The sequence below is a fragment of the Lysinibacillus sp. FSL R5-0849 genome (genome assembly GCF_038595075.1).
Lineage (GTDB): Bacteria > Bacillota > Bacilli > Bacillales_A > Planococcaceae > Lysinibacillus > Lysinibacillus fusiformis.
Genome location: NZ_CP152004.1, coordinates 2910838 through 2936526 on the forward strand (window position 1 = coordinate 2910838; position 25689 = coordinate 2936526).

Annotated in this window: 22 protein-coding genes; 6 read left to right on the top strand and 16 right to left on the bottom strand. The window is 39.2% G+C overall.

The features are described from left to right. Positions 1-100: 100 nt before the first annotated feature. Positions 101-1018, top strand: a complete 918-nt coding sequence (locus tag MKY80_RS14265) for a DMT family transporter (RefSeq protein WP_107922538.1) — start codon at positions 101-103, stop codon at positions 1016-1018. Between the two features lie 165 nt (positions 1019-1183). Continuing rightward, entirely contained in the window at positions 1184-2236 is a 1053-nt protein-coding gene (locus MKY80_RS14270; RefSeq protein ID WP_107922539.1) for a Cj0069 family protein, read from the top strand. Between the two features lie 29 nt (positions 2237-2265). On the opposite strand, the gene MKY80_RS14275 is transcribed toward MKY80_RS14270, so the two are convergent. The 3 genes from MKY80_RS14275 to MKY80_RS14285 all read right to left on the bottom strand — a co-directional run bounded on the left by MKY80_RS14275 (position 2266) and on the right by MKY80_RS14285 (position 5562). Beyond that, a complete protein-coding gene (locus tag MKY80_RS14275) occupies positions 2266-2898 on the bottom strand; it encodes a LysE family transporter (RefSeq protein ID WP_008178185.1) in 633 nt (210 codons plus the stop codon). A 117-nt stretch (positions 2899-3015) separates the two neighbouring features. After that, positions 3016-3744, bottom strand: a complete 729-nt coding sequence (locus MKY80_RS14280) for a hypothetical protein (RefSeq protein ID WP_237068870.1) — start codon at positions 3742-3744, stop codon at positions 3016-3018. 102 nt (positions 3745-3846) lie between these two features. Continuing rightward, positions 3847-5562, bottom strand: coding sequence for a methyl-accepting chemotaxis protein (locus tag MKY80_RS14285; RefSeq protein WP_342529895.1), 1716 nt, complete (start codon positions 5560-5562; stop codon positions 3847-3849). Between the two features lie 640 nt (positions 5563-6202). Between MKY80_RS14285 and MKY80_RS14290 the strand changes: the two genes are divergently transcribed. Both MKY80_RS14290 and nspC read left to right on the top strand, forming a co-directional pair. Further along, complete coding sequence (locus MKY80_RS14290; RefSeq protein WP_008181665.1) at positions 6203-7432, top strand: saccharopine dehydrogenase family protein; 1230 nt, start codon at positions 6203-6205, stop codon at positions 7430-7432. After that, entirely contained in the window at positions 7429-8568 is a 1140-nt protein-coding gene (nspC, locus tag MKY80_RS14295) for a carboxynorspermidine decarboxylase (protein WP_025116106.1), read from the top strand. The genes MKY80_RS14290 and nspC overlap by 4 nt, the downstream gene beginning before the upstream one ends. A gap of 135 nt (positions 8569-8703) precedes the next feature. On the opposite strand, the gene MKY80_RS14300 is transcribed toward nspC, so the two are convergent. The 3 genes from MKY80_RS14300 to MKY80_RS14310 form a co-directional block, all read right to left on the bottom strand. Beyond that, positions 8704-9192, bottom strand: a complete 489-nt coding sequence (locus tag MKY80_RS14300) for a CheW domain-containing protein (protein ID WP_239355197.1) — start codon at positions 9190-9192, stop codon at positions 8704-8706. 26 nt (positions 9193-9218) lie between these two features. Further along, complete coding sequence (locus MKY80_RS14305) at positions 9219-10334, bottom strand: M20/M25/M40 family metallo-hydrolase (protein ID WP_008181660.1); 1116 nt, start codon at positions 10332-10334, stop codon at positions 9219-9221. Positions 10335-10470: 136 nt separating this feature from the next. Continuing rightward, complete coding sequence (locus tag MKY80_RS14310) at positions 10471-11424, bottom strand: hypothetical protein (RefSeq protein WP_342529900.1); 954 nt, start codon at positions 11422-11424, stop codon at positions 10471-10473. A 230-nt stretch (positions 11425-11654) separates the two neighbouring features. On the opposite strand from MKY80_RS14310, the gene MKY80_RS14315 reads away from it, so the two are divergent. After that, positions 11655-12985 (top strand): IS3-like element ISBsp3 family transposase gene (locus MKY80_RS14315; protein ID WP_085961712.1). Its coding sequence is split into 2 segments (ribosomal slippage): positions 11655-12033 and positions 12033-12985, totalling 1332 coding nucleotides; the frame shifts between segments, so codons are not numbered across the junction. A 71-nt stretch (positions 12986-13056) separates the two neighbouring features. Here MKY80_RS14315 and MKY80_RS14320 read toward each other — a convergent pair. Then, positions 13057-14604: an acyl-CoA carboxylase subunit beta gene (locus MKY80_RS14320; RefSeq protein WP_025116102.1), complete on the bottom strand. Its 1548-nt coding sequence runs from the start codon at positions 14602-14604 to the stop codon at positions 13057-13059. Between the two features lie 5 nt (positions 14605-14609). Further along, positions 14610-15023: a methylmalonyl-CoA epimerase gene (gene mce, locus MKY80_RS14325; protein WP_012295035.1), complete on the bottom strand. Its 414-nt coding sequence runs from the start codon at positions 15021-15023 to the stop codon at positions 14610-14612. A 125-nt stretch (positions 15024-15148) separates the two neighbouring features. Between mce and prli42 the strand changes: the two genes are divergently transcribed. Then, complete coding sequence (prli42, locus tag MKY80_RS14330) at positions 15149-15244, top strand: stressosome-associated protein Prli42 (protein ID WP_150907189.1); 96 nt, start codon at positions 15149-15151, stop codon at positions 15242-15244. A gap of 21 nt (positions 15245-15265) precedes the next feature. Here prli42 and MKY80_RS14335 read toward each other — a convergent pair whose 3' ends face one another. From MKY80_RS14335 to MKY80_RS14370, 8 genes are all read right to left on the bottom strand, one after another. Then, positions 15266-16243, bottom strand: a complete 978-nt coding sequence (locus MKY80_RS14335) for an aromatic acid exporter family protein (protein ID WP_036126910.1) — start codon at positions 16241-16243, stop codon at positions 15266-15268. Between the two features lie 189 nt (positions 16244-16432). After that, on the bottom strand, positions 16433-16873 hold the full coding sequence (locus tag MKY80_RS14340) for a BrxA/BrxB family bacilliredoxin (RefSeq protein ID WP_008179942.1): 441 nt from the start codon (positions 16871-16873) through the stop codon (positions 16433-16435). A 154-nt stretch (positions 16874-17027) separates the two neighbouring features. Continuing rightward, complete coding sequence (gene meaB / locus MKY80_RS14345) at positions 17028-18125, bottom strand: methylmalonyl Co-A mutase-associated GTPase MeaB (RefSeq protein WP_089986065.1); 1098 nt, start codon at positions 18123-18125, stop codon at positions 17028-17030. Next, positions 18125-20278, bottom strand: a complete 2154-nt coding sequence (scpA, locus tag MKY80_RS14350) for a methylmalonyl-CoA mutase (RefSeq protein WP_008179938.1) — start codon at positions 20276-20278, stop codon at positions 18125-18127. Before scpA ends, meaB begins: the two co-directional genes overlap by 1 nt. Next, entirely contained in the window at positions 20275-21978 is a 1704-nt protein-coding gene (locus MKY80_RS14355) for a methylmalonyl-CoA mutase family protein (protein WP_239355337.1), read from the bottom strand. The genes scpA and MKY80_RS14355 overlap by 4 nt, the downstream gene beginning before the upstream one ends. A 121-nt stretch (positions 21979-22099) precedes the next feature. Further along, complete coding sequence (locus MKY80_RS14360) at positions 22100-23443, bottom strand: dihydrolipoamide acetyltransferase family protein (RefSeq protein WP_107922156.1); 1344 nt, start codon at positions 23441-23443, stop codon at positions 22100-22102. Positions 23444-23610: 167 nt separating this feature from the next. Next, positions 23611-24594, bottom strand: coding sequence for an alpha-ketoacid dehydrogenase subunit beta (locus tag MKY80_RS14365; protein WP_008179931.1), 984 nt, complete (start codon positions 24592-24594; stop codon positions 23611-23613). Further along, positions 24594-25610, bottom strand: a complete 1017-nt coding sequence (locus MKY80_RS14370) for a thiamine pyrophosphate-dependent dehydrogenase E1 component subunit alpha (RefSeq protein ID WP_008179928.1) — start codon at positions 25608-25610, stop codon at positions 24594-24596. Before MKY80_RS14370 ends, MKY80_RS14365 begins: the two co-directional genes overlap by 1 nt. Positions 25611-25689 lie beyond the last annotated feature (79 nt).

Here is a 25689-nt window from a genome sequence, read left to right on the forward strand (position 1 = left end):
ACCTCAATATATTGATATTTTTAACATGTTAACACGATATTTATTGGTTTATGGATCGCTTATAATCACTTTATATTGATAGTTTAGGAGATGTTCATCCATGAATCAAATCATCCCAAAAAATCGGTCCCTCGGTTTTTTACTAGTTATCCTCGGGGCAAGTTTTTGGGGAATCGGTGGAACCGTAGCCCAAAGACTGTTTCAGCAGGAGCAAATAGCTGTAGAATGGCTAGTTTCTAGTCGTCTACTTTTGTCTGGTCTATTACTCATAGGAATATATAAAATAACCCATCGACAAGGGTCAATATTTGTAATGTGGCGGACAAAACAAAATGCAATGAGACAACTTCTATTTAGTTTACTCGGCATGCTTGCTGTCCAATATACGTATATGATGTCTATTTCTATTGGAAATTCAGCAGTAGCCACGCTTCTACAATATTTAGCACCGTTGTTCATTATGGCGTATTACTTCTTATCTAAGCAAAGCCCGCTGACAAAACAGGATAGTATTGCTGTTACACTTACGCTTGTGGGAACCTTTTTATTATTAACAAATGGGTCCTTTTCAACACTGTCAGTTCCTTTTATGGCGGTCTTCTGGGGTGTAGTATCAGGACTTTCAGTTGCCTTTTATACACTATATGCAGTTCCACTTCTCCAGCAATTTCATTCCTTACTTGTTGTAGGTTGGTCCATGATCATTGGGGGAATCGTTATGAGTTTTTTCCATCCACCATGGGCTATTGATGTATCAGACTGGACATTTTCTACGATTGCCTATTTTCTTTTTATTATTATATTCGGCACCATGCTAGCTTTTTGGTTTTATATTGCTAGCTTGCATTATTTATCCCCAAAGGAGTCAAGCTTGTTAGGTAGTTTAGAACCATTAATGGCCGTCATCACAAGTGTATGGTGGTTAAAAATAAGCTTTGGAGGTTATCAATTTATTGGCACTTTGCTCATTCTTCTAATGATTCTATATCTCACAGTGTTTCAGAAGAAACAGGCTTAAACACCCAAATATCTGATTTTTCTAATTTCATGTAGTTAATACCTCCTATATTAAATATTGGTTTATATAAATTTATACATAAAATTTACATATTTCATATATCTTTTCTCCTTGTTTGTCTACTATACTGAAAATAAATGACAAACAAAAAAGGAGGTATTATTGATGAATAAAAAAGTTATTTTTTTCGAGGTTGAGGGTGGCACAGATAAAGGACCAGATGGCTATCGTCCAGATACAATGCCGATGGTGGAAGCTTTAAAGCAACGTGGACAAGATGCAGAGGTGCTTTTTTTTGATAATGCAAAAAAACAGCAAATTTTTGACTACGTGAAGGAACATGGTGCTGCCTATGTATCACGTATAAACCCTGGCAATTTACAACATGAAGAAGAATATTTTGCGATGCTCCGAGAACTTTGCCAAGTCGGCGTAATGGGCATGCCACATCCCGATGCGATGATTAGCTATGGCTCTAAAGATGTATTATCCAAGCTGATTGCTACTAATTTAGTACCTGATGATACGTTCGCCTATTATACGATTGAGGCATTTAAAGCGCAATTTCCTACTTCACTAGCATTAACAGAACGTGTTCTGAAGCAAAATCGTGGTTCTACAGGTGAAGGTATTTGGCGTGTAAAATTAGTAGAACCTCTAGCTGAAGGAATGACTGAAGTTCCACTAGATGCACAAATTAAATGTACGGAAGCGAAAGATAATCATGTTGAATATTGGTCGCTTGGAGACTTTATGACATTCTGTGAGCCCTATATTACTGGACTGAATGGTATGTTGATCGATATGCGTTTTCTTCCTCGTATTACAGAAGGTGAAGTTCGCTTATTGATGTTGCGCAATCACCCTGTTCACGTGGTACATAAAAAACCTGCTAATACTGAGGATGCCTTTAGTGCAACATTATTCTCAGGTGCACAATATCGCTATGATTCACCAAAGGATTGGCAAGAGCTGGTCGAAAACTTTTTATCGCAACTCCCTCAAGTAACGAGCCTATTAGGGGGTTATGACTTACCACTAATCTGGACAGCTGATTTTATGTTAGATACGGATGAAGCTGGAGCAGATTGCTATATATTAGGTGAAATGAATTGTTCTTGTGTGGGCTTTACGTCAGAGCTTACCTTAGCACATCAAGTAGCAGAAGAAATTTTGGCCTGTCTCCAAGAGCAGTCAACAGTCGTTTCACCATCATAAAAAAAGTGCGATCTGAGTGATCGCACTTTTCATATATAAATTTTAATTGCTTGTATAAATTCATATATAAAATATCCAGCAAAGCCAATTAACAAGAATCCTGCGACAATCGTAAATGTTTTAATCATTTTACGATTCATGGCTTTACGCGTAACTGAGACAATGGTTAGTAAACCAAGATCGTGGAGTAAAATTCCACTCAGAACGCCTGCAGCAATAATTAAAAAGCTTGATTGCTCCCCTTGTCCATAAGATTTAGCTAGAACCACGCCGAATACATTGACCCAAAAAACAAGGTTACCAGGGGAGATCGCTACCAATAATCCATTAAAATAAGAGGCAAAAAAGGACTTGGTTACTTTTTCTCCTGCCAATGTAATATCATGATCGGCATTCTTAATAGAGTCATAGCCTAACAAGAATAAAAAGCCCGCTCCAATGATCCACATCGGAAGCTGTACCATAGGCATAGCCAAAATGGAGGCTAATCCCATATACAAGGCAAAAACTAATACGATGTCAATGGTCATGCCACCAAGCCCTACAGCCCAGCCGTGCAGAAAACCATTTTTGAGTCCTTGCTTTGTCATTTCGACTGTAATTGCACCTACAGGCATGGCAATGGCAAGTCCCACTAATACATACGCTACATATAAACTCAAAAAAACACTTCTTTCATGTCATCGATAAGCTTCATACGTCCGTTTATACATTCATAATAGCATAAATATACTCAAAAGTAAATAATTATTAATAGTTTGAACATCTCTTTTCTAGATTTATAGCATTTGTTTTTTCCATTGTCTTAACATATCATTTGATTTCACGAGATCCATTTTCAAGGTAATTTGCTTGGTAGAACAGCGTTTTTTAGCTCTTTCCCAAGCCTCTTCTAAAGCAGGTAAATAGCTTAAATTTTTCGTAGCAGCTACAAGCTGTAAAAAAATATTCCCTTGAATAAAGTGCCAGCGAGGATTCATACCATCCAGCTGTATGGCTTCCTCAATGAGTCTAAGTGCTAAATAAGGGCTCCCCTCATGACGATTTAAAAATTGAGCAAAAGCACCCCAATAGAGACCCTTGTTAGGCTGTAATTTGATTGCCTCCGCAAATTGTACCATTGCTTTGTCCTGTTCTTTAGTAAGAACGTAGTATTCAGCCATCGTATAATACGCGTTTGCCTGTGCTTCAATGGGTCCGGCTAATAATTCGTCAATTACCTTCCCAAACTGTTCATCATCTTGAGTACCGATATAGGCTGTAAGAACATCTCGCTCTGGGTACGAGCCATCTGTACGCTCGGCACTTTGTATGACTTTTTCATCAGTCGTTTCGGGCATATTGGCATATCCATTTGCCTCGAGTAATGCAACATGTTGCTGAATAAGCTGATGGGTCTCACCTTCTAAATTTGTCTGGTTGGCAAGTATCTCCTTTGCTAGCCGATAACTCTCTTTTACTTGACCACTTAAAAATAAGTCATTCATTTGCTGTACTTGCTCATCCATTTGTTTTACCACCACTAAATCCTCACCTTCACCAAAAGAAAAATCTTATTGATAGTGTACCATCTTAGACACGCAAGCAAAAGCTAACTTATTCTAATTTTTCTACAATTCTTTTAATTTAAATGCTTTTACGTGTTGCTCTAGTGTATGTGCCATATGGGTCGTTTCATTCGAACCTTGTGCAACCTCATCAATACTTGCTGTTGTTTGCTGAGCTGCTAAAGTAATTCTATTCATGGCTCCTTCGATGTCTCTAATGGATTCAGTTAATTGTTGTATCATCTGGACAATTCGAGCTGACTTTTCATTTTCAGCAGTCACTGCATGAGAAATACTTATAATTTCCTCAACGGTCTTCGCTACAGCGTTTGAAATATTTCCCAACGATTGTGCTGTTAAACCGACAGTCTCTGTTCCTTTTTCAATATATTGCGTATTATCATTCGTTGACGACATTACTTGTTGAACATGTTTCATCATATCCTTAATAAGCTGTTCAACTTGTAATACTTCTGCATTGGACTGCTCTGCTAGCTTTCGCACTTCCTCAGCAACAATCGCAAAGCCTTTTCCTTGCTCTCCTGCTCTAGCCGCTTCGATAGAAGCATTCAGTGCTAATAAATTTGTTTGTGATGCAATACCAGCAATAGATGTTGTAATTGCCTGTATTTTAGCAGCAGACGTAACTAAGTTTTCAACAGTATGCTTCACTTCATCTGATCCACTTTGAATCGATGCCATATCATTATTTATGTCTTTGGCTAGCCTTTCTCCCTCTGTTGCTAGTTTCATTGTTTCTCGTGCATTATTAGCACTATCCGTAGCATTGTACTGGATTACCTGCAAGTCATCTGCTAAGGAGGTAAGCACTTCGGTAGCATTTTCAGCATGATGCATGCCTGCCGTCACAGTGCTTGTTACCTCTTCGATATTATGAGCGACCTCTTGAATGGTATTTGTCATTTCGTTTAAGGTGCAAGCGGTTTCATCTGCATTATTAGCAAGTGTATTAGAAGTAGAACGCATGGTCATGATCATACTTTGCAGGCTAGCGGTCATACGATTTAATGTCTTCGCTAAATCCTCCACCTCATCTTTGCTATTTACTTTTGTTTCAGCTACTGCTAAATTGCCATTCGCAATTTCTTTGGCCTGTTGAATGAGAACACTAATTGGCTTCACTTTTCGACGGATTAAAAACCCTGTAATAATTGAAGCAATCAGCATAGGGAAAATACTAATTAATATCCCACTTCGCACAACATCCCATGTACGCTCTTTGACAATATTGGCGTCAAAATCGATCACACTGATGGCAATGATTTCTTTACTTGAATCGTGGTCTTTGAAAATGGGCGCATAGCCCGATAAGCGATCCATGTCAGCATACGTATAGGGCTGAGAGTAAGTTGGATGCTTATCTTGTAACAACCTATCAATCGCCTCTTGATCCAAATAGAAAGAATCCCCAGGGGCAAATCCTTTCTCGGCTAAATGGTCGTCCAGCGCTAACAATGTACCGTCAAGGGACAGAATATATTGAGTTTGAAAAATATCTTTGTGTCCGGTTGTCCAGTTTAAGTCATTCCCAATCCGTTCCTGAGCTGCCTGGTCGCCACGCATGGCCTTGTCCATTAGTTCAGGAGCAATTAAACCAGTTGTAATATTGGCACACCCATATGCCTCCACACCAGCAGCATCATAAAGTTTATTGTAAGCAGTTATGTATGTAGCGAACGATGTAATCCCTAACATGACTACTAAAATACCAGCGATAATCGTTCCAAGTTGAAAAGTTAATGAATTTCGTAATTTCACGATTCATCTTCTCCCCCTTTCTTGTAATAATCTATGAATTTTCCCTTTATTTTCTCATCATACTATAAAAAGATGTATTAAAAAAGCATCTTTAATTTTTCCTATAAATAAAAGTATTGGATAAAAGTTCTGAATTATGCGATAATTGAAGTGGACTAACTTTATTTTGAGGCATTCAATCATTCATCTACAAAGGGGGGCTTACAATAAATAAACGTTTTCATTTTGTATCGCTTATTACTGGAAATTTGCTAACAATAGGAGCTATATTCATTTATGCCGTGCAAAGCCAAGTACATGTAGCCCTCAGTACGTATGCACTAGTGATGGGATTTTTAAGTACATTACTTGTGATTTTCTTTTATGTATGGGGAGATGAAAAGCAACAAATATCCAGTCGATTTTTAAAATAAAAAGAGTGAAATGATGTTCTAATGTTTCAAGCAATGATGTCCCTTGCTACCTTTGTAGAAAAGGGATTTTTTCATGTTTTCCAAGCTATTTTCTTCTGATTACGTCTAATTGATGTAGAAAAATTAAATTTTTTGTAGAAAATTTTAAAACAATGATTGAGTACTATATCAAATTTCTGTATAATCAGCTTGTTTGACAATACTTTTATGAACTTGGGGGTAGACAATTGGGTAAAGCATTGATTATCGGAGCTGGCGGAGTTGCCAGTGTTGTGGTACACAAGTGTGTTCAAAATTCGGACGTATTTGAGGAAATTTGTATCGCAAGTAGAACTGTTTCAAAATGTGACGCTCTAAAAGAAAAACTAGACGGCGGAAAAACAAAAATTCATACTGCACAGGTAGACGCAGATAATACAGAAGAGGTTATTGAGCTTATTAAAGCTTTCGGACCAGATGTAGTGATTAACGTTGCCCTACCTTATCAGGACTTAACGATTATGGATGCTTGCTTAGCGACAGGTGTGCACTATGTGGATACTGCAAACTACGAGCCACCTGAAACGGCAAAATTTGAATATAAATGGCAATGGGCTTATAAAGAGAAGTTTGAAAAAGCTGGCTTAACTGCATTACTTGGTAGCGGTTTTGACCCAGGTGTAACAGGCGTTTTCACTGCTCATGCGCAAAAACATGAATTTGATGAAATCCACTATATCGATATCGTGGATGCAAACGCAGGAGATCATGGTTATCATTTCGCAACAAACTTCAACCCAGAAATTAACATTCGTGAAATTACTGCGAATGGTCGTTACTGGAAAGAAGGCGAGTGGGTTGAAACGGCACCACTTGAGAAAAAAGAAGTGTATAACTTACCAGAAATTGGACCAAAAGATATTTACCTTCTATACCATGAAGAACTTGAATCACTAGCGAAAAATATTAAAGGTTTAAAACAAATCCGCTTCTGGATGACGTTCTCTGAAAAATACTTAACACACTTAAAAGTATTAGAAAACGTTGGTATGACATCAATCGAGCCGATCGAATTTGAAGGTAAAATGATTCAACCAATCCACTTCCTGACAGCGGTATTACCAGATCCAGCTTCTCTAGGACCACGTACAAAAGGTAAAACAAATATCGGTTGTATCATTCGCGGTCTAAAAGATGGCAAAGAAAAAACGTATTATGTGTACAACGTATGTGACCACGAAGAATGCTATAACGAAGTGGGCTCACAAGCAATTTCTTACACAACTGGCGTGCCAGCTATGATTGGTGCAATGCTTGTGATGAACGGCGAATGGCGTAAACCAGGTGTTTGGAATGTAGAAGATTTCAATCCAGATCCATTCATGGATGCATTAAATAAATGGGGTCTACCATGGCAAGAAAGCCATAACCCAGAGTTACTAGACCTTGATTTAGATGCAAAGGAATTAAGCCGATGAAACCAATTGATTTTTCAAAAGTTCCATCCCCTTCTTATGTAGTGGATGAGCGATTATTAACAAAAAATCTTGAGCTTTTAAAATCAATTCAAGATCGTACAGGCTGCCGCATTTTACTAGCCCTTAAAGGGTTCTCTATGCATTCAACTTTCCCTCTAGTAGGGGAATATTTAGCAGGCATTACAGCCAGCTCCCTGCATGAGGCACGTCTTGGCTATGAAAAAATGGGCAAAGAAGTACACGTTTATGCACCTGCTTATATTGAGCATGAAATGGACGAGCTTCTAGGCTATGTGGATCACGTCGTATTTAACTCATTTAACCAATGGGCTCAGTTCAAGGATAAAGTAAAATCTACTGGTAAAACAATTGAATGTGGTATTCGTGTGAATCCTGAGTACTCTGAAATTGAAACAGCTCTTTACGATCCTTGCTATACGAATTCCCGTCTTGGAACGACTTTGGCTAACTTCGATAAATCCCAACTTGACGGCATTGATGGCTTACACTTCCATGCAATGTGTGAACAAAACTCGGATACGCTAGAGCGTATTATTGAAGTAGTGGAAGAAAAATTTGGTGATGTATTACATCAAATGAAATGGTTGAATTTCGGTGGTGGTCACCATATTACACGTGAAGATTATGATGTAGAGAAGCTTGTGAACATCATTAATTATGTGCAAGAAAAATATAACCTGCTTGTGTATTTAGAGCCAGGTGAAGCAGTAGCACTTAATACTGGTTATTTAGTAGCTACTGTGCTTGATATTCAAGAAAATGGGATGGATCTTGCAATTTTAGATACGTCGGCAACATGTCATATGCCTGATGTACTTGAAATGCCCTACCGTCCAATGATTATTGGTTCTGGTCAAGCTAATGAATTTGCCCACACATATCGCTTAGGTGGATTAACATGTCTTGCTGGTGATGTTATTGGTGATTATTCATTTGAACAGCCATTAAAACCAGGAGATCGTCTTGTATTTACGGATATGGCCCATTATTCAATGGTAAAAAACCATATGTTTAACGGTGTTAACCTGCCTTCTATCGTTTCTTACAATGATGAAGAAGGTATTAAAATTATTCGTGAATTTAAATTTGAAGACTACAGTGGTCGTCTTTCTTAAGAAGGCGACAAAGCCCTTCCGTTTTTGCAGGAAGGGCTTCTTTTTATAGCTGTGTAGTCTTGGAATCTGTTCATACGTCGCCTTCGCCTTGTCCCAACATTACATACTATTTGAACATAAGAAAAACGTAGAAGCCTAAGCCTCTACGTTTTCTTTTTCATTTTCAAGCATTTTGTGTAAATAATTGATAATTTCACGAATACCCTCTAATGAATTGACGAGTATTTTTGGGTCAACATACGTAATCATTCGGTTTTCAAGATTAGCCACAGCTGTAAAATAGCGAGTTTTACTATAATTCACAAGTCCTAGCTGTTGAAGTATAGACTCATCTAAATCAAGAATTTCACGAGCTTCCGTAACAAGCAACCCATAGTTAACAACATCTGTATTCAATACAATCACCCGAGCAGTTGCTGTATTGGAAGTGCGATTATATAATATTCGTTCAAAATCTAGAACAGGCACAAGTTCCCCACGAATTCTTGTAAAACCTAAAAGATAGTTAGGTAAATGAGGAATAGGTGTTACCTGCTCTAATTTTTCAATTGAAATCGCTTGCTCTACAGGCACTGCATATTCCTCTGTACCACAAGCAAAAACTACTGCTTTTACACTTTCCATATGGTCACACCCTTCAAATTCGACTATTATTTTTTCGCAGATTCTTTGACGATCTCAACTAGTAAATCTGCTAATTTTTCTAATTCTTCAACGGGTATTTTTTCATTCGTCGTATGAATATCCTCATACCCAACTGATAAATTAACTGTTGGGATACCAAAGCCTGCAATCACATTTGCATCGGACCCACCACCTGAAATACCTAATGTAGGTGTACGATCAATTTGGCGTGCCGCTGCCATTGCCACTTGAACGACTTTGTCTGATTCGGTTACACGGAAACCTGGATACATAAGCTTCACTTCAACTTCAGCTCGTGCCCCTAATGAAGCAGCTACTTGTTCAAATGTCTCTTGCATATGCTTTGTTTGAGCATCTAATTTTGTTTTATCAATCGAACGCGCTTCAGCTAGAATAGTAACTTCGTCGCAAACAATATTTGTCGCCTGTCCACCCTCAAAGCGACCAATATTGGCTGTTGTTTCTTCATCTAATCGACCTAGCTTCATCTGTGCAATACATTTTGATGCAACTGTAATAGCTGAAATTCCTTTTTCAGGCGCAACTCCAGCATGCGCAGTTTTGCCGATAATCTTCGCGAAAATTTTCGCTTGGAACGGTGCTGCTGTCACAATGCCTCCAACTTTGCCATCACTATCCACAGCAAAGCCATATTTTGCTTTAATAATAGAAGGGTCCAATTCTTTGGCACCAACAAGACCGCTTTCTTCACCAGCAGTAATAATAAACTCAATATCTCCGTGAGCAATATTTTGCTCTTTTAAGCGTTTTACCATTTCTAGTAGTGCTGCAAGTCCAGCCTTATCGTCCGCACCTAAAATCGTTGTGCCATCCGATACAATATAACCGTCTTCGCGTAATGATGGCTTTATGCCTTTACCAGGAACAACTGTATCCATATGAGAAGTAAAATAGATCGGCTCTACATCTAATGTGCCTTTTAATGTGGCAATAATATTGCCTGCACCATGTCCGTTACGTGTATGGGCGTCATCTTGGACTACTGTAAATCCAAGTGCTGATAACTTATCGACTAAAATTGGTGCGATTTCTTGTTCATATTTTGTTTCTGAATCAATTTGAACGAGCTCAAAAAACTCTTCCACTAAACGACTTGTCATGTTGTAAAACTCCCTTAGTTTACGTGATTTTCCACGTTATAGTATAAGTATTATTTTAGCACAACGTCAGAAGAGTTGAAATCATTCAACAATACTACCCATATAAAAAGTCTGAGAAATTAATCTCAGACTGAACTTACGCATTGAAAATGGCCCCTTGTTCTTGTTCGATTGTTTGTAAATAGTTCGCTGCTTTATTATGTTTATCCTGTAAGCGCCAAATTGTATTATGTACATCATCTTGGACACGTGAAACCTGTTCTCTTGCGGTTGAAATTTTGGAATGGACCGACCAAGCTGAAAAAAGATCATCGAAGAAGTAGTCCGCAAATTTAACAAAACCATCTGTTTCGACTTGTAGTGTCTTTGTAGACATCTCATGAACATCTAATAACTCATTGTAAAAACGTTGCAACGCAATTTGGGCACTATGTATGTAATTTTCTGATTGATCAAGTGCACCATGCTTTAAGTGTGTAGCGATTACTCCACCACCAAAGAAAGTATCCCAAGTCGAATATTCGTTGGCCGAATGAAGTGACGCAGCTGCTTGCCCCAACTTTGTCAGAGCTACCTCCCCTGCTCCTTCTGCTTCTTGAATTTCAGTAATGAGTTGCTTCGTGTGCATTTTTTCCTGAGCTAAATGCTCCAATCTCTCTGCCTGTGCAGGATTATGGATTTGTAAATAGACCTTCTGTTTTGCGTGAATTTCTCGAAGCTCATCTTGTAAGGCTATTGTATTGATATGAGCTAATTTCTGAGTTATTTGAACTTTATCTTCGCTTAAATCCGTCTGTATTTTCTTCACTTCTTTAATTTTTAATTCAAGCACGGCTGCTTTATCAATTTTTTCAGCCCGTAATTCATCTTGTTGCCCCGTCCAAGTACGAATCATATTCATAAATGAGAAACCCTCTAATTTATGTAGTTTGGACCGAATTTGATTGAGTGTACTAAAATGTTTGTCTATTTCCTGTTGTGTATGCTCAATCTGCTTGTCAATTAACTGTCCCTGCTCGTTTAGCCTTGCCGCTTTTCTTAGTTGTGTATGAATCTTTTCCTGCTCTTTTTGTAATTGCTTCCATTCCATTCATATCAACTCCTTATATATCAGTACGGATGACAAGGAAAAATGTTTCAATTTTCATTGATAATATCACATACTAATTTTTGGGAATAAAAAGCCTAGTAACTGTATAGCTGAACTGAACCCCGAATAGTGGACACTTTAAAAAGTGACCCTATTCGGGGTTTTTTGTTCATTTCACAAAAAAATCTCGTTATACTAAATATACGAAATTAAGAACGGGAGAAATTAGCATGAGTAAAATCATTTTTAACGAACATCAGATACGACAAATAGAAGCGAATCGATTTGTAGCATCTGTATCAGATCGTTCTATTCAATATACAGCGGAATATAAAATCTTTGCGGTCAAAGAAAATCTAGCTGGTAAGGGACCTGTACAAATCTTTAAAGAAAACGGGTTTGATTTAGAAGTGATTGGTGTGGAAAAAGCAAGGTCATCGATTAAACGCTGGAGAGCATCTTTTAAAACTCATGGAGAACAAGCATTTTCAGAGGAAAGACGCGGAAAAGGAGGTTCTGGTCGACCAAAAAAAGAACACATGTCAGCTGAAAAGAAATTAGAAAAAGCAGAGGCACGTATTCGTTTACTTGAAGCTGAATTAACACTGTTAAAAAAGCTAGACGAGATGGAAAGGCAGGCAAAGAAACGGCTATTTTAATACCAAGGGAAAAGTATCAAGCAATTAATGATACCGTTCGGCTGTATCAGTTGAAAAATATGACACGTTATTTATGTGATTTGGCAAATGTAAGCCCCAGTGGTTATTATAAATGGCTCCAAAATAGTGAGAAACAAGCGATGCGAGAAGAAGCAGATTTTCAGGACTACGTCCTACTAAAAACGATTTATGATGCGTCAAAAGGAAAAGTTGGTTATCGGGGTCTTTACATGGCACTAGAAGAACTACTTGAAATCCCGATGAATCATAAAAAAATTCTACGATTAATGCGTAAATTCAATCTATATTCGAAAGTAAGACGTGCAAACCCTTATCGAAATCTTGCCAAAGCTACAGAAATCCATCGTCAAGTACCTAATCATCTAAATCGTAATTTTCATCAAACAGAGCCAGGCAAAGTGTTTTTAACAGATATTACGTATTTACAATATCGTGGCGGACAAACAGCGTATCTATCGTGTATAAAGGATGTTGCAACACGAGAAATCGTTGCATATGAGGTATCGACAAATTTACGCATGGAGTTTGTTTATCGTACGCTAAAAAAATTAGAAGAGCATATCAATGACAATTTACATCCTGAAGCGATGATTCATTCAGATCAAGGTTTCCATTATACACACCCAGCATTTCAAAAATGCGTCAAAGAAATGGGATTACTTCAGTCAATGTCTCGCCGAGGAAACTGCCTAGATAATTCGCCAATGGAGTCATTCTTTGGGCATTTTAAAGATGAAATAGAATATAAAGAAGCTGGAAGCTTATCAGAATTAAAATATATGATAGATGATTATATGGAGCACTACAACAATACAAGAAAGCAATGGACGTTAAAAAAAATGACTCCGGCAGCATACCGAAGTCATTTAATCGCTGTTTAATGTAGCAAATGGTCTTTTATTAAACTGTCTACTTTATAGGGTTCAGTTCATAGCTACTAGGCTTGGACTTTTTATAATGGAATATTACCATGTTTTTTCTCAGGACGCGTTTCCTGTTTATTAGATAGCATATCAAGTCCTTGAATCAGTTTAATGCGTGTATCTCTTGGATCAATAACATCGTCCACCATACCACGAGATGCAGCAACGTATGGATTGGCGAATTTCTCTTTATATTCTTCAATTTTTGCCGCACGTGTTGCTTCTGGATCATCTGATTTTGCAATTTCACGGGCAAAAATGATGTTTGCAGCTCCGGCAGCTCCCATAACTGCAATCTCAGCGTTTGGCCAAGCAAATACAAGGTCTGCACCGATTGATTTAGAGTTTAGGGCAACGTAAGCGCCTCCATAAGCTTTACGTAAAATCACTGTAATTTTTGGTACAGTTGCTTCGGAATAAGCATAAAGAATTTTCGCGCCATGACGAATGATGCCACCATGTTCTTGTTTAACACCTGGGAAGAAACCAGATACATCTTCAAATGTAATGATTGGAATATTGTAAGCATCACAAGTACGGATAAAACGAGCTGCTTTATCGGAAGAGTCTATATCTAATCCTCCAGCAAGTACTTTTGGTTGGTTACAAACAAGACCAACTGACTCACCAGCAATACGTGCAAAGCCAACTACAACGTTTTTCGCAAATTCTGCATGAACTTCCATGAATGAACCTTCATCCACTACTTGTTCAACGACTTTACGTACATCATAAGGACGTGTTGTTTCAATCGGTACAGTATCTACGATTTCTGGACGGTAGTCATCCCCCTCTGGTCGATCTTGACGAGGTGCTTTTTCTTTATTATTTTGTGGTAGATAGCTTAATAGTTTTTTAATTTCTTGAATTGCCTCTTCTTCAGATGGTGCACGGAAATGAGCATTACCACTTACTGCATTATTTACTTTCGAACCACCTAAATCTTCAGCAGAGATTTTTTCACCTGTTACAGTTTCGATCACTTTAGGTCCTGTTATAAACATTTGAGATGTTTTATCTACCATTAAGATAAAGTCTGTGATTGCAGGAGAATAGACAGCTCCTCCAGCACATGGCCCCATTATTACGGAGATTTGCGGAATAACGCCCGAGTAAATCGCATTTCGGTAGAAAATATGACCATAGCCATCTAATGAAAGAACACCCTCTTGGATACGTGCGCCACCTGAATCGTTAATACCGATAAATGGTGTGCCATTTTTCGCAGCGAGGTCCATAACTGTTGCCATTTTTTTCGCATGCATTTCACCTAGTGCGCCACCAAACACTGTAAAGTCTTGAGAGAATAAGTATACTGGACGTCCGTTAATTTTACCGAAACCAGTTACAACACCATCACCAGGGCCTTCCATTTTTTCCATTCCGAAGTCTACTGTACGGTGAGTAATAAATGGATTGATTTCAAAAAATGTGCCTTCATCTAGTAACAAATCAATACGTTCACGAGCTGTTAATTTCCCTTTTTCATGCTGTTTTTCGATGCGCTCATAGCCACCACCAAGTTCAATTACCGTCTTACGATCATACAAGTCATTGATTTTGTCGAACATATCCATATTAATCACTTATCCCCTTTTCCACTTTTATCACATAATTCATATAACACCCCGAACGAAGATTTAGGATGCATGAACGCAACCTCTGCACCTCCAGCACCAGGTCCTGGCTCTTCCGATAAAAGACGTACACCTTTTTCACGAAGCTCCACCATACGCTCACGAATTCCTGTCACACCAAAAGCAATATGGTGAATACCTTCTCCACGTTTTTCAATAAATCCATGAATGGCACTTTTTTCACTCATTGGTTCTAATAGCTCCAATTTCACGTTGCCTGCGTCGATAAAGGCAACACGAACTTGTTGTGAATCTACTTCTTCCACTTTCAACAACTTTAAACCTAAAGTTTCTGTATAATATGTAATGCGTTCATCAAGATCGCGCACCGCAATCCCAATATGATCTACTTTCTCCATGGTGACATCTCCTTCTGTTATGGTACATACTCTATTTTACAGACTTTTTTGTCAAAACTCTACTACTTGAGAAATTTTTCAGATTTGATAAACTATTTATAAGAAAAGAAGGAGCGAACGAGCATATGAGTAATAAAAAGTTTCAAAAAATCGTTGTTTATACTATGGTCGCAATCATGCTAATCTCATCTCTAGCATTCGGCTTATCAATGCTAGTTTAAGGCAAGGCCATAGCGTCCACACTACTGTGGGCGCTCTTTTTTTACCTTTAAACCTTTAAATGACTGCTTTATTTCTAAATACCTGTCCATTTCCTCAATAAACTGATAGAGTGCGGCTTGAGCGATAAATTGCTCATGATTTTGCGGCAATGGTAGCTGAGAGAAATCATGTTTCACCTGCTCTAGCTTTTCCCGATAATGACTCGCTGTATTTCCAGAATGAATATGTCCCCCGAGGTCTTGTAGAAAATCTGCCACAATTTCAGCCTCTTGTACTATAACAGGTAAAGTTGTAATTTTCGGTAATACCCTTTCGATAATTTCTAGCTGTTTTTCTCGCATATCGAAATACATATAGTAATCATTTTTACGTCTCGTAAAATGGTTTTCAACATCTTTAAATGCCAAGGACTTTGCATCATTTAATGTTCGAATAGCTTCAATGATCTCATGCCCATCCCATAACGTATCCCCTTGTCGTAAATAGCTAGCAATTTCTAAAAATATTTTGCTATATAGTTCCTCAATTTTAACTCTGTAGTAATTTAATTCCTTTTGAATATCTGGCATATACATATTGATGGCTATACCGGTTCCATAGCCGATTGCCATTAACGCCAATTCATTATAAACAAGCTCCATCGAAAAACTTTTAGCGGCGTAAATATGCATAATAATTACGACACTAGAAATAAATCCGTCTGCAACTCTTAAGGACACAATCGTTGGGATAAAAAGCAATAGCATACCTGCTAGTGTTAGTGGCTGGTAGGAAAAAAGCTCAAAGCTTACAAAGGCAAAAAACATGGCCACTATACTAGCAACTAATCGTGTATAGGCTGCATGAATGGATTTTTTCTTCGTTGGCTGTACACATAATATCGTTAGAATACCAGCAGAGGCATACGAGGCTAAATTAAAATATTGAGCAATGGCAATCGCAAGTGCTGCACCAATTGCTGTTTTTAAAGTTCGATAGCCGATTGAAAACTTCTTCAGGCCGACTGCCTCCTATCTTTTAGTACTCTTCAGTGAATATCGCTAATTATTTAGCCAATATTACAAAAATTTTAATGGTAATGCTGAACTATCTATACATGATAATTAAGTAGGAAGCCTGCATAGATAAACTTTCTATGAGGCTTTTCTACTTAAGTTATAAAGGATTGCTCTTATGCAAAAATTGACTTACAGCTCGTCACAATATTCTTCAAAGTTTGCTTGTAAGTTTGTCACAACTGACATCGGGTCATGCCCTTCAATTTCATAGCGCCCCACTTCAGCGACAACTTGTCCATCTTTTAATAGAATAAATGATGGTGATGATGGTAGGTGATCTTCCCCAAAAAGGTAACGAGCCGCTGCAGTCGCTTCTTTATCTTGTCCTGCAAATACTGTTACTAAGTGATCTGGGCGTTTATCGTAATGTACACATTGTGCTGCTGCTGGACGAGCAATACCACCCGCACAACCACACACTGAGTTCACCATAACTAATGTTGTACCTGGACGAGCAAACGCCTCCTCAACAGCCTCTGGTGTTTTTAGCTGTTCGTAGCCAGCCGTTTCAATTTCAGCACGAGCTGTTTTTAAAATTTCCTGCATAAATAAATCGTAATCCATATTCATATAGCGATAGCTCCTTTCAAATCGCGTCAATTCAGCTTTTTATAGTAGGTATTTGACGCACATACATCTCTTATCATAGCAGTTTGCAACGAATTTGTGCACCCACTTGCTCATACATGTCAGTTGAATTTTCTAAGCTTATAAAGAAACTAGTTTACTGATCTTCCTGTTCCTCGTTAAATAAACGATCTACACCTTGTGTAACCGTTAGTTGGCCACTTAAAATTTGACGTTCCAGAAGCTGTACCTGTGCTTTACGTTGTGGATTCTCATAGAACATATCTATTAAATGATCAGTAATCATGGATTGGAACCACTCTTTTGTTTGTTTTTGACGTCGAGTAGCCCAATAACTGTTTGATTCAACAATTTGTTTAAATTCTTCTATGGTTCCCCAAACCTTATCGAGACCCCGTTTTTCCAATGAACTAACTGGCATTGCAGTTGACATCCAGCCTGGTGTAGCAGGCTGTAAAAAATGCAGAATCTGTTTATACTCTGCGACAGTTTTCTTGGCAAGCCGCACATTATCACCATCCGCCTTATGCACAACAATGGCGTCTGCTAACTCCATAATGCCCTTTTTCATGCCCTGCAATTCATCTCCTGCTCCAGTTAAAACTAAAAGCAAGAAGAAATCCACCATGCCTCGGACATAGGTTTCACTTTGTCCCACACCCACTGTTTCAATGAGAATGACATCATAGCCTGCTGCTTCACAAACTAACATCGTTTCACGTGTCTTTTTATGAACACCCCCAAGGGTACCAGCGGATGGTGAAGGGCGTACAAAAGCAGTAGGCTTCTTGACGAGCTCCTCCATGCGCGTTTTATCCCCTAAAATACTCCCCCCTGATAAAGAAGAGCTTGGGTCAATCGCAAGGACTGCTACTCGTTTTCCCATGTCACAAAGCATTGTTCCGAAAGCCTCAATGAACGAGCTCTTCCCCGCTCCTGGAACACCCGTAATCCCGATTCGAATACTCTTTCCTGTATGCGGTAAAAGCTCCTGTAAAAGCTCCTGCGCTTGGACTTTATGAGTGGCATTCGAGCTTTCAATGAGGGTAATGGCTTTTGACAAATGTGTGCGAGAGCCTGCACGTACTTGTTGTGCAAGCTCTCTAATATTAACAATGTCGGCTTTTTTCTTTCGGAATTTTTTAGGTGTACCATAGTGCATACCGTCGTGAGTCGCCTCGACTCCGTCCATCACAAATAGCGCACTTTCTTCCATTCCTTTGTTGTTGTCCATTATTCAGACACTTCCTCATAGCCTAAACGTTTGTAGATTTCCTCAATGATTTTCTGTGCGGATACAGGAATCACGGTACCTGGTCCAAAGATAGCTACTGCCCCAGCATTATAAAGGAAATCATAGTCTTGAGCAGGTATAACACCACCCACAATGATGATAATATCCTCACGTCCTAATTTTTCTAACTCCGCAATCAATTCAGGCACTAATGTTTTATGACCCGCTGCTAACGAAGAGACACCGATGACATGAACATCATTTTCAACAGCCATTTGTGCTGCCTCAGCAGGTGTCATAAATAATGGAGAAATATCTACGTCAAAGCCTAAATCAGCATAGCCTGTTGCGACAACCTTAGCTCCACGGTCATGTCCATCTTGTCCCATTTTAGCTACTAAAATACGTGGACGACGGCCTTCGTTTTCAAGGAATTCTTCTGTCATTTGCTTCACTTCTGAAATTTGCTCCTCATCAGAGAAGTTGGCAGAGTAGACACCTGAAATAGAACGAATGACAGCTTTATGTCGTCCGGAAACGGCTTCAATTGCATCCGAAATTTCTCCTAAAGAGGCACGTGCACGAGCCGCATCAACTGCTATAGCTAGTAAATTTTCTTCGCCATCTTGCGCCGCTTTCGTTAAACGAGCTAAATGTTTTTGAACCTCAGCCTCATCACGTGCGGCTTTCATCGCTTCTAAACGCTCTATTTGTTTTTGTCGCACTAGGGTATTATCAATATCTAGAATGTCAATTGGCTCTTCTTTCGTCAGACGATATTTATTTACACCAACAATCGTCTCTGTCTTGGAGTCAATTTTCGCTTGACGTTTAGCAGCTGCCTCTTCAACTTTCATTTTAGGAAGGCCTGTTTCAATTGCTTTCGCCATACCGCCAAGCGCTTCAATCTCTTCAATTAATGCCCATGCCGATTTAGTAATTTCTTCTGTTAATTTCTCCACGTAGTACGAACCACCCCATGGATCAATTACTTTCGTCATTGCTGTTTCCTCTTGCAAAAATAACTGCGTATTACGTGCGATACGTGCAGAGAAATCCGTTGGAAGTGCAATGGCTTCATCTAGTGCATTCGTATGCAGTGATTGTGTATGTCCCATTGATGACGCATTTGCTTCGATTAACGTACGTGCTACATTATTAAACGGATCTTGCTCTGTTAATGACCACCCAGATGTTTGCGAGTGGGTACGCAAAGCTAATGTTTTCGGATTTTTCGGATTAAACGTTGACATCATCTGTGCCCAAATACGACGTGCTGCGCGCATTTTAGCCACTTCCATATAATAGTTCATGCCAATGGCCCAGAAGAACGATAGACGTGGTGCAAATGCATCGATATCAATGCCTGCTTTTAGTCCTGTACGCACATACTCCAAACCATCTGCTAACGTATAGGCAAGCTCAATATCATTTGTTGCTCCCGCTTCTTGAATATGGTAACCAGAAATCGAAATTGAGTTAAATTTCGGCATATACTTTGCTGTATATTCAAAAATATCTGCAATGATTTTCATCGACATAGCTGGTGGGTAAATGTATGTATTACGCACCATATATTCCTTTAAAATATCATTTTGAATCGTCCCTGCTAATTTTTCTGGTGTTACGCCTTGTTCCTCTGCTGCTACAATATAGAAAGCAAGAACTGGTAGTACGGCACCATTCATTGTCATAGAAACGGACATTTGATCTAACGGGATTTGATCGAAAAGAATTTTCATATCCTCAACAGAGTCAATCGCTACGCCTGCTTTTCCTACATCCCCTGTAACACGTGGATGATCAGAGTCATAGCCTCGGTGAGTTGCTAGGTCAAACGCTACAGATAAACCCTTTTGTCCCATTGCCAGATTTCGCTTGTAAAAGGCATTGGATTCTTCGGCTGTTGAGAAACCAGCATATTGACGAACAGTCCAAGGACGAGCCACATACATGGTAGGGTATGGTCCGCGTGTATTAGGTGCAATACCAGCTACATCATTTAAATGTTTAGCATCCTTGATATCTTCTTTTGTATAAATATCTTTAATTTCAATACCTTCATTTGTCATAAACTTATCATCAGACGCTTGAGGTGCATTAGCTGATAAAACTTTTTCTATTTCAATTGCATTAAAATTTGGCTTACTCATCGTTGGACCTCCTTTATGCTCGCGAACACTGACTGTAATTTTTCAATGATGTTCTGTCCTGCGAAAATAAAGCCGTTTAAGCCATTTGCTAACCAAGCTTCTTCTTCGTCTTTAAATTTCCCAGCCACATCCACAAGTACACCTGCTGGTTTGTCTGCTAAAATGGCATGGACAAATTCCTTTGTATCCTCATCATTACCTGCAATGACAACATATTTAGCCTCTGTTGCCTTTAGCCAAGCTATTGCCTCTTCAACAGTTGCCGCCGGTTCACTTTTTTCAGGAACAAGACCTACCGTATTTAAGAAACCAGCAATAAAATCTGCTCTTGGCTTGGAGCTTTTTAATGTACCTAATGCTAAAATACCCGTTTTCACATCAGCTGCCGTCATTTCTGCACGCAGCTTTTCAAATGGAATAGCACTTCGTTTAATGCTAGCAAATAACGGATTCGTCTCACATTCAAGTGCATCAGCTGGGTTGGCATAAATATTCGTTCCAATCAATGATTGCTTACGTGTTTGTGCAGCATGATTACGAGATTGATACGATTTCTCTAATTCTTCAGCGAGCTTGCCAGATGCAGTGTATTCATCAATGCCGCCAGCTGCCTCTATTTCTAAGAATAACGCCCATGCCTCTTTGACAAAGTCTGCCGTTAACGACTCGATAAAGTAAGAGCCACCTGCAGGGTCTATTACTTTTAAGACATTTGTTTCTTCTTTTAAAATTAATGACACGTTACGAGCAATACGTATTGATTGTTCTGTAGGCTTTGTTAACGCATCATGTGGATGAACCGTAAAGAGATCAGCACCACCGATTAACCCAGAAAGCGCTTCATTAGAAGATCGTAATAAATTCACATAAACATCCAATTTAGAGAAGCTTCTTAAAGATGTTTCAGCAACAGTTGGAATTTTTACACTTTCTGTAACATCATAGGCAGATGAGAACGCTTTCCAAAGTACTTTAAAAGCACGGAGTTTTGCAATTTCTGTAAAGAATTGCGTATCAACAGCAAAGGATACAAAAAATTTCTTTGAAAATGCTTCAAAGCTTTCTTCCTGTTCTACAAATTTTGCTGCTAATGCAAGTCCATAGGCCAATTCTTGAACGGCGTTGGCACCTTCATTGTGATAAAGGACTGTGTTAGCGCCGACTGAGCGCACGCTCGGAAAAGCATATAAAGAGATTGGTTCGTTCGAAACGATGAAACCTTTCACAGCTTCTCGTTGATCCAAAGCAATTTTGTCAAACACTGTTAATAATGGGTCTTTTGTATCTTTAATAGTAATTTTAAATGAATATTCTGAGAAATATGATGCTAATTTGACCAATACATCTTCTGTCCAGTCAAAATTAACACGACTATCAATGGTAATAACTTCATTACCTCGAGCTAAACTGTCATCAAGCTGTGCAAAAAACGCTTCACTCGTATCAGCATGAATTTGCTGAGCTACTTGAAATGCTTGACTATTTTGTAGGGAACGAATTGTGGCAACTTGTCGATCAAGCTCATCACCAAGCTTAGCTACTAAACTTTCTTGTGTGTACATGGGCTGTAGTGTAACACCCTCATTTGTTTTCGTGAATAGAGACTCAAATGGTTTCCCCTTTAAAGCTTTGATTGCTGCATCTTGCCAGTCGGAATAGGCCGGCTTTTCAAATTCAATATTTTTCATGTTGTTTGACATGCGGACGCTTAATCAGCTTCCCCCCTTAGTAGTTTCTATTTGTTATTCTACATGACAAATTGCGACTCGGAAAGCATAAAAAAAATCGGAAACCCTTATACAGCAGGTTTCCGACAAGTCATCAGTAGACTGACGTCGAAGATTTATTTGTATTTTCGAGTATTTCTTTTACTCTATTTAGGAATTTACCACATACTAGTCCATCCAACACACGATGATCTAATGATAAACATAAATTCACAATATCACGAGCGGCAAACATTCCACCAGGTAAAACGACTGGTTTTTTGACAATACTTTCCACTTGAAGGATAGCAGCTTGTGGATAATTAATGATACCCATTGATTGAATAGAGCCAAATGCTCCCGTATTATTTACGGTAAATGTACCACCTTTAATATCATCCATGGCTAATTTTCCAGTTCTAACCTTGTTAGCAAGCTCATGAATTTCTCTAGCAATTCCTTTAATGGATTTTTCATCCGCGTGTTTTATAACAGGCACGAATAATGCATCATCCGTCGCTACTGCAATCGAAATATTGATGTCATGCTTTTGAATAATTTTATCCTCAGCCCACATCGAATTCATCATTGGGAATTCTTTCAAGGCTTGAGCCACTGCTTTTACAAAGAAGGCAAAATATGTAAGGTTAAAGCCTTCTTTTTGCTTAAATTCACCTTTTAGGCTATCTCGATAAGCAACTAAATCTGTCACGTCTACTTCCATCATCATCCAAGCATGTGGAGCCTCATGAACACTTCTTACCATATTATTAGCAATGGCACGACGGACCTTCGTCACTGGAATTTCAATATCTCCTGGCTGAATAGGTTGTACCGGTGCGGCAGGTTTTTCTGCATGCTGAGCTTGTGCAGGAGCTGGCTGTTCAAATGGTGCTTGACTCGTTGCTGGCGTAGGTGCCGCACTAGTTGCAGTTGGGATATCGCCCGTTTCAATTAGTTGTAACAAGTCTTTTCTTGTAATGCGACCACCCTCGCCCGTTCCCGTAACTTGCTCGAGTGCAATATCATGCTCCTGTGCAAGTCGTAGGACAGCAGGTGAGTAACGCACTTTGTCCTTACGCGCTTCTTTTGGAGCGGCTAAAGGAGGAGTAGAAACTGATTGTGATGCCTCTTGTTTCTTTTGAACACCTGCATTTAAAATCGCTGTGCTTACAGCAGATTTTTTCTCAGGAGGTGGAGGTGGTAATTCACTATCCCCTGCAATTTCAATCGAGCATACGACTGCACCAACTGGTAATGTTTGACCTTCTTGTGCAATTAGCTCCGTAATAACCCCTTCAAACGACGATGGAATTTCCGCATTTACTTTATCTGTCACAACTTCTGCTAAAGAATCATATTTTTTTACTGTATCGCCAGGCTTCACAAGCCATTTTTCAATTGTACCTTCTGTTACACTTTCGCCGAGCTGTGGCATAGTAATATTTTGAACCGCCATCATTTATTCCTCCCATCAATTAAGCCTAGGCGACATTGTACCTGATGCAGCGCTAAATTAATAAACGAAGATAGGCAAATAGACAGATTTTGACTTTCAAACGGCTAAGTCAAAATCTGTTCTTCCGTCTGAGGCTTTCATTTTTTCAATCAGCCTTGCTTGGTATGTTAAAATGCCGCAAGCTCTCGCATCGCACGTTCAACTTTATCAGGATTAATCATAAAGTATTTCTCCATAGTTGGTGCATATGGCATTGCTGGCACATCAGGTCCTGCTAGACGTTGAATTGGTGCATCAAGCTCAAATAAACAATGCTCCGCTATAATTGCGGCAACTTCACTCATGATACTACCTTCTTTATTATCCTCCGTAACAAGTAATACTTTTCCTGTCTTACTTGCTGCCTCAATTATTGCTTCCTTATCAAGTGGATAAACTGTGCGTAGGTCAAGTATATGCGCAGAAATACCATCTGCAGCTAGACGCTCTGCCGCTTGTAGCGCAAAGTGTACAGCTAAACCATAGGTAATGACCGTCACATCATCCCCTTCACGCTTCACATCAGCCTTGCCGATTGGTAACGTGTAATCGTCTAGCGGTACCTCACCCTTAATTAATCGATAAGCACGTTTATGTTCAAAGAACAATACTGGATCTTCATCACGAATAGCTGCTTTCAGCAATCCTTTAGCATCATACGGAGTTGATGGTATAACTATTTTTAAACCAGGTGTACCCGCAAAAAGGGCTTCAACGGATTGAGAATGATAAAGTGCCCCATGAATTCCTCCACCAAAAGGTGCACGGATTACCATTGGACAAGTCCAATCATTATTAGAACGGTAACGGATTTTAGCTGCCTCAGAGACGATTTGGTTGACAGCTGGCATAATGAAATCAGCAAATTGCATTTCTGCGATCGGACGCATACCATACATCGCTGCCCCAATACCAACTCCTGCAATAGCACTTTCTGCAAGTGGCGTATCTAGTACACGGTACTCACCGAATTGATCGTACAGACCATTAGTCGCTTTGAATACACCGCCCTTACGGCCAACATCTTCTCCTAAAATGAAAACTCGCTCATCACGTTCCATTTCTTCTTTCATTGCTAATGTAATCGCATCAATATAAGACATAACTGCCATTACATGTCACCTCCGTCCACTGGTGCATAAACATATTTCATGGCATCCTCTGGTTGTGCATATGGAGCCGCTTCTGCATAATCAGTCGCTTCATTCACTTCTGCCATCACACGTTCTTCAATTTCAGTACGTACTTTTTCAGTCATGACGCCAGCATCTGTTAAATACTTTTCGAATAACACAATCGGATCTTTTGCCTTACCTTCTGCTATATCTTCAGCCGTACGATATTGACGATCATCATCATCCGAAGAGTGGGCTGTTAAACGATATGTGACTGTTTCGATTAAGCTTGGGCCTTCTCCATTACGTGCACGGTCCGCTGCTTCTTTTACCACTTTGTAAACTTGTAATGGGCATTTCCCATCAACCGTGACACCTGGCATACCGTAGCCAATTCCACGATCAGAAACCTTCGCGCAGCCTAACTGGCGTTCAACGGGTACAGAGATCGCATATTGATTGTTTTCTACCATGATAATAACTGGCAATTTATGAACACCTGCGAAGTTTGCCCCTTCATGGAAATCTCCTTGGTTAGAAGAACCTTCACCAAGTGTCACGAAAGAAACAAAATCCTCTTTTTGTAGACGTCCTGCAAGTGCTACGCCAACTGCGTGCGGCACCTGCGTTGTTACAGGCGAAGATCCTGTTAAAATACGATTTTTCTTTTGACCAAAATGCCCTGGCATTTGACGTCCACCAGAGTTTGGATCTTCCGCTTTTGCAAATGCAGATAACATCAGCTCTCTTGGTGTCATACCAAAGTGTAAAACAACACCCATATCACGATAATATGGTGCAATATAATCTTTATCTTTATTTAGTGCAAAGGCTGCCCCAACTTGTGCTGCCTCCTGACCTTGACAAGAAATAACAAACGGAATTTTACCAGAACGGTTTAATAACCACATACGCTCATCTAATCTTCTGGCCATTAACATTGTTTCGAACATAGCAAGTACATCTTCATTTGACAAACCTAAATCTTCATGTTTGATTTGAACATCTTGCATACGAACACCCCTTTCGTATTATAGAGAAATAACTATCTTATCCTATATCCCCACATTTGGATACGTTAGTTATGAAATT

Coding starts and splice junctions, on each gene's coding strand:
- MKY80_RS14265 (WP_107922538.1), top strand. CDS start 101: ATGAATCAAATCATCCCAAAAAATCGGTCCCTCGGTTTTTTACTAGTT.
- MKY80_RS14270 (WP_107922539.1), top strand. CDS start 1,184: ATGAATAAAAAAGTTATTTTTTTCGAGGTTGAGGGTGGCACAGATAAA.
- MKY80_RS14280 (WP_237068870.1), bottom strand. CDS start 3,744: ATGGATGAGCAAGTACAGCAAATGAATGACTTATTTTTAAGTGGTCAA.
- nspC (WP_025116106.1), top strand. CDS start 7,429: ATGAAACCAATTGATTTTTCAAAAGTTCCATCCCCTTCTTATGTAGTG.
- MKY80_RS14300 (WP_239355197.1), bottom strand. CDS start 9,192: ATGGAAAGTGTAAAAGCAGTAGTTTTTGCTTGTGGTACAGAGGAATAT.
- MKY80_RS14305 (WP_008181660.1), bottom strand. CDS start 10,334: ATGACAAGTCGTTTAGTGGAAGAGTTTTTTGAGCTCGTTCAAATTGAT.
- MKY80_RS14310 (WP_342529900.1), bottom strand. CDS start 11,424: ATGGAATGGAAGCAATTACAAAAAGAGCAGGAAAAGATTCATACACAA.
- MKY80_RS14320 (WP_025116102.1), bottom strand. CDS start 14,604: ATGGATATGTTCGACAAAATCAATGACTTGTATGATCGTAAGACGGTA.
- mce (WP_012295035.1), bottom strand. CDS start 15,023: ATGGAGAAAGTAGATCATATTGGGATTGCGGTGCGCGATCTTGATGAA.
- prli42 (WP_150907189.1), top strand. CDS start 15,149: ATGAGTAATAAAAAGTTTCAAAAAATCGTTGTTTATACTATGGTCGCA.
- MKY80_RS14340 (WP_008179942.1), bottom strand. CDS start 16,873: ATGAATATGGATTACGATTTATTTATGCAGGAAATTTTAAAAACAGCT.
- meaB (WP_089986065.1), bottom strand. CDS start 18,125: ATGGACAACAACAAAGGAATGGAAGAAAGTGCGCTATTTGTGATGGAC.
- scpA (WP_008179938.1), bottom strand. CDS start 20,278: ATGAGTAAGCCAAATTTTAATGCAATTGAAATAGAAAAAGTTTTATCA.
- MKY80_RS14355 (WP_239355337.1), bottom strand. CDS start 21,978: ATGTCAAACAACATGAAAAATATTGAATTTGAAAAGCCGGCCTATTCC.
- MKY80_RS14360 (WP_107922156.1), bottom strand. CDS start 23,443: ATGGCGGTTCAAAATATTACTATGCCACAGCTCGGCGAAAGTGTAACA.
- MKY80_RS14365 (WP_008179931.1), bottom strand. CDS start 24,594: ATGGCAGTTATGTCTTATATTGATGCGATTACATTAGCAATGAAAGAA.
- MKY80_RS14370 (WP_008179928.1), bottom strand. CDS start 25,610: ATGCAAGATGTTCAAATCAAACATGAAGATTTAGGTTTGTCAAATGAA.